Source organism: Deminuibacter soli, assembly GCF_003412455.1.
Lineage (GTDB): Bacteria > Bacteroidota > Bacteroidia > Chitinophagales > Chitinophagaceae > Deminuibacter > Deminuibacter soli.
Genome location: NZ_QTJU01000001.1, coordinates 62,161 through 76,320 on the forward strand (window position 1 = coordinate 62,161; position 14,160 = coordinate 76,320).

General features: G+C 48.4%; 9 protein-coding genes. 5 read left to right on the top strand and 4 right to left on the bottom strand.

The window, feature by feature from the left end; all coding sequences use genetic code 11:
* Positions 1-14 precede the first annotated feature (14 nt).
* From metG to DXN05_RS00280, 4 genes are all read left to right on the top strand, one after another.
* Positions 15-2,171 (top strand): methionine--tRNA ligase, encoded by a 2,157-nt coding sequence (gene metG, locus DXN05_RS00265; protein ID WP_116845214.1) that lies wholly within the window; start codon positions 15-17, stop codon positions 2,169-2,171.
* A 200-nt stretch (positions 2,172-2,371) separates the two neighbouring features.
* Entirely contained in the window at positions 2,372-3,868 is a 1,497-nt protein-coding gene (locus DXN05_RS00270; protein WP_158559084.1) for a gluconokinase, read from the top strand.
* A gap of 159 nt (positions 3,869-4,027) precedes the next feature.
* Positions 4,028-4,381, top strand: coding sequence for a four helix bundle protein (locus DXN05_RS00275; RefSeq protein WP_116845216.1), 354 nt, complete (start codon positions 4,028-4,030; stop codon positions 4,379-4,381).
* 102 nt (positions 4,382-4,483) lie between these two features.
* Positions 4,484-6,862 carry a 3-hydroxyacyl-CoA dehydrogenase/enoyl-CoA hydratase family protein gene (locus tag DXN05_RS00280; protein ID WP_116845217.1) on the top strand — a complete coding sequence of 793 codons (2,379 nt, stop codon included), beginning with the start codon at positions 4,484-4,486 and terminating at the stop codon, positions 6,860-6,862.
* 75 nt (positions 6,863-6,937) lie between these two features.
* On the opposite strand, the gene DXN05_RS00285 is transcribed toward DXN05_RS00280, so the two are convergent.
* On the bottom strand, positions 6,938-7,153 hold the full coding sequence (locus tag DXN05_RS00285; RefSeq protein ID WP_116845218.1) for a KTSC domain-containing protein: 216 nt from the start codon (positions 7,151-7,153) through the stop codon (positions 6,938-6,940).
* 176 nt (positions 7,154-7,329) lie between these two features.
* Between DXN05_RS00285 and DXN05_RS00290 the strand changes: the two genes are divergently transcribed.
* Positions 7,330-9,627, top strand: coding sequence for a GH92 family glycosyl hydrolase (locus DXN05_RS00290; RefSeq protein ID WP_116845219.1), 2,298 nt, complete (start codon positions 7,330-7,332; stop codon positions 9,625-9,627).
* A gap of 156 nt (positions 9,628-9,783) precedes the next feature.
* Here DXN05_RS00290 and DXN05_RS00295 read toward each other — a convergent pair whose 3' ends face one another.
* From DXN05_RS00295 to DXN05_RS00305, 3 genes are all read right to left on the bottom strand, one after another.
* Entirely contained in the window at positions 9,784-10,494 is a 711-nt protein-coding gene (locus DXN05_RS00295; protein ID WP_116846334.1) for a basic secretory protein-like protein, read from the bottom strand.
* A 61-nt stretch (positions 10,495-10,555) separates the two neighbouring features.
* Positions 10,556-12,844 carry a GH92 family glycosyl hydrolase gene (locus DXN05_RS00300; RefSeq protein ID WP_116845220.1) on the bottom strand — a complete coding sequence of 763 codons (2,289 nt, stop codon included), beginning with the start codon at positions 12,842-12,844 and terminating at the stop codon, positions 10,556-10,558.
* Between the two features lie 64 nt (positions 12,845-12,908).
* Positions 12,909-13,925 carry a LacI family DNA-binding transcriptional regulator gene (locus DXN05_RS00305; RefSeq protein WP_116845221.1) on the bottom strand — a complete coding sequence of 339 codons (1,017 nt, stop codon included), beginning with the start codon at positions 13,923-13,925 and terminating at the stop codon, positions 12,909-12,911.
* Between the last annotated feature and the right edge of the window lie 235 nt (positions 13,926-14,160).

The window sequence follows — 14,160 nt, forward strand, 5'->3', positions numbered from 1 at the left end:
AAGAAGCACAGCAAATGAATCAACCGAAACGATATTTAATTACAGCAGCCTTACCTTATGCCAACGGGTTAAAACACATTGGCCACCTTGCCGGCGCTTACCTGCCTGCGGATATTTATGTACGTTACCTGCGTGCACAAAAAAGGGATGTTGCATTTGTATGCGGCAGTGATGAGCATGGAACAGCTATTCCTATCCAGGCCATGAAAGAAAATACCACGGCACAGGCCATCATTGATAAATACCATCCCATTATTCAGCAGAACTTTGCTGACCTGGGTATTTCGTTCGATATTTACCACCGCACCAGCTCACCCATTCACCACGAAACAGCACGCGAGTTTTTTACTTCGCTGCATGAAAGAGGCGAACTGGAAACAAAGGAAACAGAACAGTATTACGACGAAACGGCGCAGACCTTCCTGGCCGACCGTTATATAAAAGGCACCTGCCCCAACTGTGGTAACGACAGCGCTTACGGCGACCAGTGCGAACGCTGCGGAACGGCACTGAGCCCGGATGAACTCATCAACCCGGTGAGTACCTTAAGCGGCTTGCCCCCTGTTAAAAAACTTACCACGCACTGGTACCTGCCGTTAAACCGCCACGAAGAATTTCTGCGCAAGTGGATACTCGCCGATCACAAAGACGACTGGCGCGCAAGCGTGGTAGGCCAATGCAAAAGCTGGATTGACGGTGGCCTGCAGCCACGCGCCGTAACGCGCGATCTTGACTGGGGCATACAGGTACCGCTGCCGGAAGCACAAGGCAAAGTATTGTACGTATGGTTCGATGCGCCGATCGGTTACATCAGCGCTACCAAGCAATGGGCTATTGACAACGGCAAAGACTGGCAGCCTTACTGGAACGATAAAGAAACCAAGCTGGTGCATTTTATTGGTAAAGACAACATCGTATTCCACTGCATCATTTTCCCGGTAATGCTGCAGCTGCACAACAACATACTGCCCGATAATGTGCCTGCCAACGAGTTTATGAACCTCGAAGGCGACAAAATGAGCACCAGCCGCAACTGGAAACTGGAAATGCAGGATTACATTGATGACTTCATCAAGCCGGAAAACGGCGGCTCGCAAATGGCCGATGTGCTGCGTTATTATCTCACCGCCATTGCGCCGGAAACAAAAGACAGCGAGTTTACCTGGAAAGGTTTCCAGGATGCCAACAACAGCGAGCTGGTAGCCATATTCGGCAACTTCGTGAACCGCGCCTTTGTACTCATGCACAAACTGTGCAACGGCAAAGTGCCCGTGTTTCACAATGAGCTGATGGATGATACCGATAAAAAGATCATTGCCCAAATCAGTGCCACCAAGGAAAAAGTGGAAACACTGCTGGAGCAGTATAAGTTCAGGGAAGCACAGTTTGCGGTGATTGACCTGGCACGTGAAGGCAACCGCTACCTGCAGGAAAGAGAGCCCTGGAAAAAGGCATCACTGATTGAAAAGATCAACAAGGGCGAAGCAGAAGGCAATGTAGCGCAGCTGCAGCAGCTGATTGACAACAGCATGCACATTTCCCTGCAGTTAACTGCCAACCTGGCGATATTCATTAATCCATTCCTGCCCTTCACTGCGCAGAAAATGCTGCACATGATGAAGGTGGTAGATAAAATACTGGACTGGAGCAATGCCGGCAGTATGAAACTGCTGAGCGTTGGTTATTCACTGCGCGCACCGGAGCTGTTGTTCCGTAAAATTGAAGATGCAGAAATTACGCACCAGGTAGAGAAACTGAAAGCTGGTCTGGCAGCAGCAACCGCTGCACAACAGGTTGCAGATACTAAAGCACAGGCCAGTGCAGCTGTTGAAATACCTGCTGTTAAGCCGGAGATTGTATATGAAGACTTTGAAAAACTCGACCTGCGCATAGGCACCATACTGGCAGCAGAAAAAGTGCCCAAGGCCGATAAACTGCTGAAACTGGAAGTAGACCTGGGTTTTGAAAAGCGCACCATTGTATCGGGCATTGCCCAGCATTTTGCGCCCGAAGCTATTGTAGGCAAACAGGTAGTGGTGGTAGCCAACCTGGCGCCGCGCAAGCTGCGGGGCATTGAAAGCCACGGCATGATACTGATGGCCGAGCACGATGGCAGACTGTTTTTCGTGAACCCCGAAGAAGCCATTGGCGCAGGCAACACGGTGAAATAGCTCCTGCTACAGGGAATAGAATGAATAGGGAAACGATTGCAGCAATGCAGTGGTTTCCCTGTTTTGTTTCCCTTAATTCGCTAACCACGAACTAAAGGCCAGGTCATCTTTAGTGCCAACCTGCAATTCGCAGACAATCCCGCGCAGCATTATTCTGTACTCATTAAATGCCTACATTAGCATGCACAGAACAGCAAACCATGGCGCACATTATTGCAATAGACATCGGAACCACCAATTGTAAAGCCGTTACCGTAAATACCAAAGGGGAAATTTACCATACCTGTAAAATGGGTTATCCCATTATCCAGGAAACGCGCGGACAAAGTGAGCAGGACCCTGACCTTATTTTTCAAAGTGTGCTTACCATGTTGCACGAAGCCCTCGGCGCCAGTGATGGCCGGGAAGTGCTGGCCATTAGTTTCAGCGCAGCCATGCACAGCGTTATAGCGGTAGATGCCACAGGCAAACCCCTCACCCGCTCTATTACCTGGGCCGACACCCGCAGTGAACGCCGGGCCAATGAACTGCTGCAACGCCCCGATGCGGCAGATATATTCAGTCATACCGGCACGCCCATACACCCCATGTCCCCGCTGAGCAAACTCATCTGGCTGCGCGAAGAACAGCCTGATGTGTTTGCCCAAACGCACAAGTTTATCTCCATCAAAGAATACGTGTTTTACAAACTGTTTGGCAGGTATGTAGTAGATTACTCCATTGCCTCGGCCACCGGCCTGTTTGATGCCGAAACCAGTCAATGGTATGCCCCTGCCCTTGCAGCAGCGGGTATCCGTGCAGACCAGCTCTCTACCCCAATGAACTGCACACACAGCGAAACCGGCCTGCTGCCCGGAATAGCGCGCATACTGCCTGCCGCACAAAACCTTCCTTTTGTGCTGGGTGCCAGTGATGGCACACTCGCCAACCTTGGCTGCGGTGCAGTTGCCCCCGGCGAAGCAGCACTCACCATTGGCACCAGCGGCGCCGTTCGCGTTATCAGCGCCAACGCACCTGCTGATGCACATGCACGCCTGTTCCGCTATATTCTGACAGACAAATTATTCGTCACCGGCGGCCCTACCAACAACGGCGGTATCGCACTGCAATGGATAGCGCAGAAAGTATTGCAGCTGCCCCTGCAAAGCGATGAAGATTTTGAAAGACTGTGGCAGGTTGCCGCCACTGTACCGCCCGGTGCAGACAAACTCCTGTTCTTACCCTACCTGCTGGGCGAGCGTGCCCCTGTGTGGGATGCAGGCGCCAAAGGCGTGTTCCTGGGCCTCACCACCCGCCACCAGCCGCCGCATTTGCTGCGTGCCGTAATGGAGGGAATCCTGTTCGCCCTGCAGCAGGTACTTCAAACCGTGGAAGCCAATACCGGTACTGTCAACCGCATTTATGCAAGCGGTGGTTTTACCCATTCTGCCTTCTGGTTGCAATTGCTGGCAGACATCACCGGCAAAACCATCATCCGCACCGATGGCGCCGATGCCTCGGCCATTGGTGCAGCCATGCTGGCCATGTACGCCCGCGGCATTATTCAAAACCCGCTGGATGTAAAACACCTGGTACAACACCTGTCTACCATTGAGCCCAACCCCGCCACCCACGCCACCTACCAGGCCTATTTCAACATATACGAAGGGTTATACCCCGCACTTAAACAATCATTCACCCAACTCAATAACCTGTAACCCACACCAACAGGTACCACCCTGCCAAAAAAGAAATATTAAATCTTTTCCGCAGGAATGAAAATTCATTAACTTGAACTAAATTAGTTGCATAGCTAACCAATTTAAGCTGCGAGCTACGAGCTTCTAGCTGCAAGCTTTTTAAAAACTCAGTTGACTATGAGGGATTTTAAGAAATTGCTTGTGTGGCAGAAAGGGATTGATTTGTTTATCTATACAGACAAACTCGTTAGAAAATTGCCAGTTGCTGAACGTTACGAAACATGTTCTCAACTCAGGCGTGCTGCATTATCCATTCCTTCCAATATCGCGGAAGGAAGTGCATATCACAGCCAGGCGCAATACAGGATATACCTGGAGAGATCGCTCGGATCCGCTTTTGAAACTGAAACTGTATTGATTGCTATTGACAAATCATATCCTGACAGCTACGCTCATGAAATTGCGTACTGCACGTCTTTGGTGCTGGAGATTCAAAAGATGTTGATGGCATTTCTTGTGAAATTGAAATAAAGCGGTTGAAAATAATTGTCATTCTCTGATATAATACCTATTCAGTCTACAGGCTCAGGCTCGCAGCTCGAGGCTTGCAGCTTGTAGCTAAAAAATGTTCATATGAAAAGAGTTATCAAAAAGGTTGCAGTACTTGGAAGCGGCGTAATGGGGTCGAGGATTGCCTGTCATTTTGCAGGCGTGGGGCTGCAGGTATTGCTGCTCGACATTGTTCCGAAAGATTTGCCTGCTGATGCCAAACCGGCGCAGCGCAACAAAATTGTCAATGATGCCTTACAGGCTGCTGTAAAAAGCAACCCGTCTCCCCTGTACACCAAAGACGCACTCAAACGCATCAGTACCGGCAATTTTGACGATAACATGAAAGATATCGCCACCTACGACTGGGTAATTGAAGTGGTGGTAGAGCGGCTGGATATCAAGCAACAGGTATACGAAAAAGTAGAGCAGTTCCGCAAGCCGGGCACGCTCATTACTTCCAATACTTCGGGTATTCCCATCAACCTGCTGTCTAAAGGGCGCAGTGATGATTTCAGGAAGCATTTCTGCGGCACACACTTTTTTAACCCGCCGCGCTACCTGCGTTTGCTCGAGATTATTCCTACCAGAGAAACAGATCCGGAGATCATTGATTTCCTGATGCACTACGGCGACCTGCACCTCGGCAAAACCACGGTGCTGGCGAAAGACACACCGGCATTCATCGCCAACCGCATTGGTGTGTTTGGCATTATGAGCATTTTCAACAACATGGAAAAGCTGGGTCTTACTATCGATGAAGTGGATGCATTGACAGGCCCGCTTATTGGCCGGCCAAAATCAGCCACCTTCCGTACGGCAGATGTGGTGGGCATTGATACCCTGGTGAATGTGGCCAAAGGCGTGGCGCAGAACTGCCCGGATGATGAAGCCAGGGCAGTATTTGCCATTCCCGCATGGCTCGAAACCATGGTGAACAACAAATGGCTGGGGGATAAAACCGGGCAAGGGTTCTTCCAGAAAAGAAAGAGTGCAGGCGGTGAAAAGGAAATTGACGTGCTTGATTTAAAAACACTCGAATACGGCCCCAGGCAGAAACCCAAATTCGCTTCGGTAGAAGCCGCCAAACCTGTAGAAGACCTGAAACAACGCCTCAAAATGCTGGCGGCAGGACAAGACAAGGCTGCTGAGTTTCTGCGTCATTTTCACTATGCATTGTTCTCTTATATCTCGCACCGCATCCCTGAAATAAGCGATGAACTGTATCGTATTGACGATGCCATGATGGCCGGTTTTGGCTGGGAAATAGGCGCATTTGAAAGCTGGGATACATTGGGTGTAGCCCGGTCAACCGAAGCACTGAAAGCAGCTGGTTATACCGTGGCGCCATGGGTAGAGGAAATGTTGCAGAAAGGCAATACCAGCTTTTATAAAATAGAACACGGCAAACGTTTATACTACGATGTGGCCTCGCAAACTTATAAACCCGTGCCGGGTGGTGATGCCTTTATTATACTCAATCACCACAAGGAAAAAACAGTATGGAAAAACAGCAATGCATCGCTGGTAGATATCGGGGATGATGTGGTGGCCCTGCAATGGAACACCAAAATGAACAGCATTGGCAGCGAAGTACTCGAGGCATTGAACAAAAGCATTGGCATTGCGGAAGAAAAATTCAAAGGACTGGTAATAGCCAATGATGGCCCCAATTTCAGCGCAGGCGCCAATGTGGGTATGATATTTATGTTTGCGGTTGAACAGGAATATGATGAGCTGGATATGGCCATCCGCCTGTTCCAGAACAGCATGATGCGTGTGAGATATTCCGCTGTACCTATTGTAGTAGCACCACATGGCTTAACACTGGGCGGCGGTTGCGAAATGAACCTGCATGCTGATAAAGTGTATGCTGCAGCAGAAACCTATATCGGCCTGGTGGAGCTGGGTGTGGGCTTAATCCCCGGCGGCGGCGGCACCAAGGAGTTTGTGTTGCGCGCAGGTGATGAAATGCACGAAGACGAACCGGAAACCATTACCCTAAAAAACCGCTTCTTCAATATTGCCACTGCCAAAGTTGCCACCTCGGGCTTTGAAGCGTACGAACTGGGCATACTGCGCAAAGGCCACGATGAAGTGGTGCTGAACCAGGGTCGTAGAATTGCAGAAGCAAAAAATGCGGTGATAGAAATGTACAACCAGGGCTACACCATGCCTGTGCAACGCAAAGATGTAAAAGTGCTGGGCCGCTCTGCACTCGGTGCCTTGTATGCAGGCATACATGCCATGTGGCGCGGTAATTATGCTACCGATCACGATGCACTGGTAGCACGCAAGCTGGCATACGTCATGTGCGGCGGTGATTTAAGTGAACAAAGCCTCGTATCTGAACAATATTTACTTGACCTGGAACGTGAAGCCTTCCTGAGTTTGTGCGGCGAGCGCAAAACGCTCGAACGCATACAGGGCGTGCTTAAAACAGGCAAGCCGGTAAGAAATTAATTGTTTTCCGGTTTACATGAGAAAATCACGGCGCGGGCAAATTGCCTGCGCCTTTTTATGGCAGCCGTGCAATAACTAACGCACCTGTTTAAAGGCATATTGCTCTTTAATATACTGGTTGTAGTATTTCCCTTTCGAGTGCGCGCGCAACAATGCGCTGTAAATATGTCCGGGCACATCCAGGTACTGGTATACATGACCGCTCTCTACAAATGCAATTTCCAGCACCTGGCTGCCAGGCTCATATCCGGCAGATTGAATAACAGATGAAACGACAGGTCTTCTGCGCATAAAACGGGAATTATAATTTCAGCAGGTTCGCCGCTTTTATCTGCATGTCAAAAAGGATACCATTGGCCAAACACTGTATTTACCGGCATTTCAGGGCGCAGTAAACAAGAAAAATGATTATTTTTACCCATTAGCTAAAACGATTTACCCTAAGTTATAATCTCGTTCTAAAACCAATGTTGAAAAAAACTGTATCCACATCCCTCGCAGCGCTTAGCCTGTTGCTGGGATATCAAGCTCAGGCCCAGCTGGTTAAATACGTAAAACCCATCATCGGCACCGAGCGCATGGGTCACACTTACCCCGGCGCTACCGTGCCTTTCGGCATGGTGCAGCTGAGCCCAGACACTGACACTATTCCTTATGAAATGAATGGCAAGTACAACCCCGACGTATACAAATACTGCGCAGGTTACCAGTACGAAGACAAAACCATTGTCGGTTTCAGCCACACGCATTTCAGCGGTACCGGCCACTCAGATCTTGGCGACTTCCTGGTTATGCCTACCACCGGTGAACTGAAACTGAATCCCGGTACAGCCGATGCGCCTCGCAGCGGTTACCGCTCCGCCTTCTCGCACACTACTGAAGTGGCAGAAGCGGCTTACTACAAGGTAAAACTGGAAGACTACAATATCACGGCCGAGCTGACAGCGACCAACCGTGTGGGCTTTCACCAGTACACCTTCCCTGCCAGCGATCAGTCGCACATTATCCTTGACCTGATGCACAATATCTATGGTTATGAGGATAAAAACGTGTGGACCGTATTGCGCATAGAAAACGATACACTGGTTACCGGTTACCGCCAAACCAATGGCTGGGCCAGAACCCGTACTGAATATTTTGCCATCAGCTTCTCCAAACCTTTCTTCCAGTACGGCAATAAAAATTTTTCTAAAAAGCAGGTATACCGCGGCTTCTGGGGCAAGTTTAACCAGAGCAGCAATTTCCCTGAAATAGCAGGCAAGCAGCTGCGTGCATATTTTGATTTCAAAACCACAGAAGGTGAAAAAATCAAACTCAAATTCGCCCTGTCACCTGTAAGCATTGCCGGTGCATTGCAAAACCTGCGCACCGAAGCACCGGGCTGGGATTTTGAAAAAGTAAAAGCCGATGGCCAGGCATTGTGGGAAAAAGAACTGTCTAAAATCACCATCCAAAGCAACAGTGATGAAGAGAAACAAAATTTCTACACTGCCATGTACCACGCATTCATTAACCCTACGGTGTATATGGATGTAGACGGTTCATACCGCGGACTGGATCAGCAGGTGCACCAGGCCAAAGACTTTACCAACTACACCACGTTCTCCCTGTGGGATACCCACCGTGCATTGCACCCGTTGTTTAACCTGGTACAGCCTGCGCGTAATGCAGACATGGTAAAATCCATGCTGGCACATTTTGATCAAAGCGCAGAGCATATGCTGCCCATCTGGTCGCACTATGGCAATGAGAACTGGTGTATGACGGGTTACCACAGTGTATCTGTTGTGGCAGATGCCTATGTAAAAGGCATTCTTACCAACGATGCCAACCGTGCACTGGATGCCTGCGTAACTACAGCACACAACCGTGGCTTTGACGGCCTTAACTATTACATGGATAAAGGTTATATCCCTGCTGATAAAAACGGTTCTGCTGTTTCTACCACGCAGGAATATTCCTATGATGACTGGTGTATAGCCCAGCTGGCGAAAAAGCTGAACAGGATGGATGTGTACAATGAATTCATCAAACGTTCAGAATACTATAAAAACGTGTATGATGCCAGTTCAGGTTTCATGCGACCCAAACTGAGCGATGGCACATTCAGGGCAGCATTTGATCCGTTAAGCACCATCAACGAAGGCTTTATTGAAGGCAATGCCTGGAACTACACCTTGTATGTACCGCACGATCCTGCACAGCTTATTACACTCATGGGCGGCAAAAAACGTTTTGTACAATACCTCGATTCACTGTTTACCATGGAGCTGCCTGATAAATACTTTGCCGAAACAGAAGACATTACCCGCGACGGTATTATCGGTAACTATGTTCACGGCAACGAACCTTCACACCATGTGGCCTACCTGTACAACTGGGCTGGTGAGCCCTGGAAAACACAGGAACGTGTGCGCATGATCCTGAAAAAAATGTACGCGCCAAAATCTGACGGCCTGGGTGGTAACGATGATTGCGGGCAGATGAGCGCATGGTATATCTTCAGCACGCTTGGTTTTTACCCGGTTGCACCCGGCAGTGATCAGTATTCGCTGGGCAGCCCTGCAATAAATGGCGCCGTATTGAACCTTGAGAACGGAAAAACGTTTACTATCGAAGCGCAGAATCAAAGCGACAAAGCAGTATATGTAAAACAGGTATTGCTGAATGGCCAGCCTTTAAACAGGTTGTACATTACGCACAGCGAAATCATGAATGGCGGCAAGCTGGTATTTGTGATGAGCACCAAACCTGTAAAAAAATAAACAGTCTTTTCTTTATAATCAGCATATAACAACCAACCGGGGTAGTCTTGCCCCGGTTTTTTATTGCCTGCCCTGCAACATGGCCTACTACAAAAAAAGGCAGCCTGCTTTCGCAAACTGCCCCTCATCATTATCAGTATTCTATTATCCCCGATTTTACAAAGCCGGCTGTTTGGCATAGGCATCCCACAATTCATCGAGGGTGCTGCCGGTAAGCTTTTTCCATATTTCCGGCGTATAGGTTTTGGTGCGCATGCTTTTATCGAGCGTTTGCACAATACCTGCTTTTTTGTTTTTCTCTAACCATACCAGGAAACGTGCAGTAATACGGTAAGCATTGTCGTAGTGTTGCGTAGGGGCAAATGCAGGTAAAGCCCATTTGGCGGCTGCATTGTTTACCCCATAATCGTAACGTACATAATCGGCAATACCTTCGGTTAACCATCCCGGGCCTGCATCATCTGGATAAGCCTGCACAATGTGCATCACTTCATGTGTTACCACATCAATGTCTTCCGGATGTTTCAGCAGCCAGATGGGGTTATAACGTGCAACACCATCACCGGTGGCTGCAACACCATCATAAGATGGATCAATTACAAACGTAACCGTCTTTAAAGTAGCCTTGTTATAGCGTGCTGCTTCCTTGGGATAAACCGTAAAAAAGGCATCCACCATTTTTTGTTTGGTCACCATGCTGAATGCAGAATCTTCGTTAATGAAAATAAGCGTATAGCCGTTTTTTACAATAGAATCTTTGGTATGGAATTTTTGCTCCAGTGGTTGTTTTGCTGCCGATGCAGGTAAACAATGAATAGCTGAAATAGCTGCTGCTGCCAGCAGGCTGCCGATTTTTTTGTTGCGCATGCTCATAAAATATAGGACATAAAAAAAGGCGGCTGTTTGTGAACAACCGCCTTTGTTGCTGTTATTTTTTATCTGTAGAGAACGAGTAAGGGAAAGCCGTTGCGGTAGTGCCGCGTGTTTTGTTGGGGGTTGACTTCATGTCAGCAGACAGGCTGCCGCCTTTCAGTACATCCCAATGGCTGATCCAGTTTTTGCCATAGCTGGCACCGTTCAGTTTAAAGTCGTTTACATAACGGTTGGCATCGCTGTTAGCGTCTGCAGTAATGGTGAACTGCTTGCCATTTTCCAGGTTCAGGATCGCCTTTTTAAACAAAGGAGCGCCTAACACATACTGGTCGCTGGCAGGGGTAACAGGATAAAAGCCCAGGGAAGAGAACACATACCAGGCCGAGGTTTGGCCATTGTCTTCATCACCGCAATAACCATCGGGTGTGGGGCGGTAAAACCTGTTGATGATTTCACGTACATGGTACTGTGTTTTCCAGGGTTCACCTGCATAGTTGTACAGGTATGCCATATGCTGGATAGGCTGGTTGCCGTGTGCATACTGGCCCATGTTGGCAATCTGCATTTCCCTGATCTCGTGAATGGTAGTGCCATAGTAGCTGTCGTCGAAAACAGGCGGCATTACAAACACAGAATCCAGCATCTGCACAAAATCTTTTTTGCCACCCATCAGGTCAATCAAACCATTGATGTCGTGGAATACGCTCCAGGTATAGTGCCAGCTGTTGCCTTCAGTAAAAGCATCACCCCATTTAAACGGATTGAACGGGGCCTGGAACTTGCCGTCTTTGTTTTTACCACGCATCAGTTTATGCTCAGGATCGAACAGGTTTTTATAATTCTGGCTGCGTTTGGCATAGATATCAATTTCTGAAGCAGGTTTACCCAGCGCTTTGCCCAGCGCATAAATAGCATAGTCATCGTATGCGTATTCCAGTGTGCGGGCTGCATTTTCGTTGATGTTTACATCGTACGGTACATAACCCAGTTCGTTGTAGTATTGAACACCTTTACGGGCAACTGCATCCATCGGGCCTTCTGTGTTGGCATCTTTTTTCAGCGCTTCAAACAGGGTATTGATATCATAACCGCGGATGCCTTTCAGGTAAGCTTCTGCAACAATAGAGGCAGAGTTGTTTCCGATCATTACACTGCGGAAGCCAGGTGCAGACCATTCGGGCAGGTAACCGCCTTCCTTGAAATCGTTTACCAGGCCTTCCTGCATTTCTTTGGCAATAGAAGGATACATCAGGTTGAGGAAAGGATACAAGGCGCGGAAAGTATCCCAGAAGCCCGTGCCGCCAAACATATAACCGGGTACTACTTCACCGGTGTAAGGACTGTAGTGAACAATTTTACCGGAAGCATCTACTTCATACATTTTCAGCGGGAAGAACAGCATGCGGTACAAGCAGGAATAGAAAGTGCGGATCTGGTCGATAGAACCACCCTGCACCTGTACGCGACCCAGTACTTTGTTCCAGGCTGCTTTTGCATTTTGTGCAACGGTTTCAAAGCTTTTGCTGCCTACTTCCTGCAAGTTGGTCAGCGCCTGTTCAGGGCTGATATAGGAAGAAGCTACGCGGGCATTGATTTGCTGGCCACGTGAAGTTTTAAAAGATACCACGGCACCTACATGGTTGTCGGTCAGCTCCAGTGTGGAAGCAGACAATTCTTTACCATTGTAGGTATAGGTAGCGGTGAAAGGCTGATCGAACACCAGCACAAAATAGCTTTTGAAGTTTTTGGTAACACCGCCGCTGTTGCGGGTTGTGTAACCAATGATCTTGCGTTCTGCAGGAATAATTTTGATATAAGAACCCCTGTCCAGCGCATCAACAATTACGTTAGCGCTGTCGGTAGCAGGGAAGGTGAAACGGAAACTGGCTGCACGTTCGGTTGGTGCAATTTCAGTGGTAACATCATGATCAGCGAGGTAAACGCTGTAGTAATAAGGTTTTGACACCTCGGCTTTGTGTGAAAACCAGCTGGCGCGGTCGTGTTCGGTAAACACGGGTTTGCCGGTGGTAGGCATAATGGCAAATGCGCCATAATCGTTCATCCAGGGTGAAGGCTGGTGGGTTTGTTTAAAACCGTTGATTTTATCAGCAGCATACTGGTATGCCCAGCCATTACCCATTTTACCTGTCTGGGGGCTCCACAGGTTCATACCCCAGGGTAAGGCAACCGCAGGATAAGTATTACCATTAGACAATTCAACTTTCGAATCGGTACCCATCAAAGGGTTTACCCATTCCACAGGATCATTTACCTGTGTAACCAACTGAGCAAAACTGCCGGCACCTGACAGTACCGCAGCGCATAACAAGGCTATTTTTTTCATTAGTGAGAATTAATAGGGTTCCAATATAGAAAACTAAAACGTTTTTGCAAAACAGAAAACAAAACTATTCCGAATTCCGCAAAATAAGACTGGTTTGCAGCTGCACCTGTCGTTTGGCCGGCCTGGTTTTGGCCTTGCCCAGCTCGCTCATCAGCAGATGTATGGCCGTTTCTGCAATTTCTTCGATCGGCTGCTGGATAATGGCAATGCCTTCGGGGTATAACCTGAAAATATCATGATCATCAAAACAGAGCATGGCAATATCTTTTGGTATATGCAAACCTGCGCGTACAATACTCTCCAGGCCAAGTATACCGAGATAGTTGGTAGCAAAGAAAACGGCATCGAGTGATTTGTTCTTTAAAATAAAATCATTGATGGCACTCATGGCTTCCTGGCGCTGGTAAGGATACGGCACCTGCAGCAGGTATTCCTTTTTAAAGGGTATCTGTTTTTCTTTCAGTGTTTGTTTGTAGGCGTCGGTACGCTGGTGAATCTGCACCAGGTCGAGATCTACATTCACAAACCCGATTTTACGGTAACCTTTTTTCAGGAGAAATTCCATGCCTTCGGTTACGCCCTGTGCATTGTCGACCATTACATACGGCACATCAATCCCGGGGAAAAAACGGTCGATCAATACCACCGGTTTTTTGTGCTGTACCAGTTGCATAATGTCTTCTTCCATGCCAACGGAAGGCGTGATCAGGAAGCCATCTACCTGGTGTTGCGACAACATTCGCAGCAGCTCGCCGCCTTTGCCTGCATTGTTTTCGGTACTGCAATACACAATCTTGTAGCCGAATTTTTCAGCTTCCGCTTCAATGGTGCGGGCAAGTGTAGCAAAAAAGTGGTTGGAAATATCTTCTACCAGCAAACCCAGTATGCGGGTTTCGCCGGTACGCAGGCTAATGGCCACCTGGTTGGGTGTATATCCCTGCTGGCGCGCCACCTGCTCTACCCTTTCGGCAACTGCGGCTGTAATGCGCATTTGCTGGGCTTTACCGTTAAGAACAAAGGAAACCGTTGAAGGCGAAACGCCCGCCAGTTGGGCAATATCTTTCAGGGAAACTTTTTTCATAAAGCAAACTCAAACTAATCACCGAATATAGGGGATTGTACTTGATTATAAAAGGCAAACCCTGTACAGGCGCACCTTTTATTAATTATTCAACGGTATGCCCCGGTATAATGGGGCGTAAACAGGCGCAAAACCAGTAATCCGCCGGGGTATAGTCACCATTGCAGGCACAAACTTATTGTACCCGGCAAATGCATGGCAATATTGCCTGTTGTGTAAGGGGCTGCCATACAGG

Bases quoted from the DNA above. Each gene is read 5' to 3' on its own strand.
- DXN05_RS00275 (WP_116845216.1), top strand. From the start codon at position 4,028: ATGAGGGATTTTAAGAAATTGCTTGTGTGGCAGAAAGGGATTGATTTG.
- metG (WP_116845214.1), top strand. From the start codon at position 15: ATGAATCAACCGAAACGATATTTAATTACAGCAGCCTTACCTTATGCC.
- DXN05_RS00280 (WP_116845217.1), top strand. From the start codon at position 4,484: ATGAAAAGAGTTATCAAAAAGGTTGCAGTACTTGGAAGCGGCGTAATG.
- DXN05_RS00305 (WP_116845221.1), bottom strand. From the start codon at position 13,925: ATGAAAAAAGTTTCCCTGAAAGATATTGCCCAACTGGCGGGCGTTTCG.
- DXN05_RS00300 (WP_116845220.1), bottom strand. From the start codon at position 12,844: ATGAAAAAAATAGCCTTGTTATGCGCTGCGGTACTGTCAGGTGCCGGC.
- DXN05_RS00270 (WP_158559084.1), top strand. From the start codon at position 2,372: ATGGCGCACATTATTGCAATAGACATCGGAACCACCAATTGTAAAGCC.
- DXN05_RS00290 (WP_116845219.1), top strand. From the start codon at position 7,330: ATGTTGAAAAAAACTGTATCCACATCCCTCGCAGCGCTTAGCCTGTTG.
- DXN05_RS00295 (WP_116846334.1), bottom strand. From the start codon at position 10,494: ATGCGCAACAAAAAAATCGGCAGCCTGCTGGCAGCAGCAGCTATTTCA.
- DXN05_RS00285 (WP_116845218.1), bottom strand. From the start codon at position 7,153: ATGCGCAGAAGACCTGTCGTTTCATCTGTTATTCAATCTGCCGGATAT.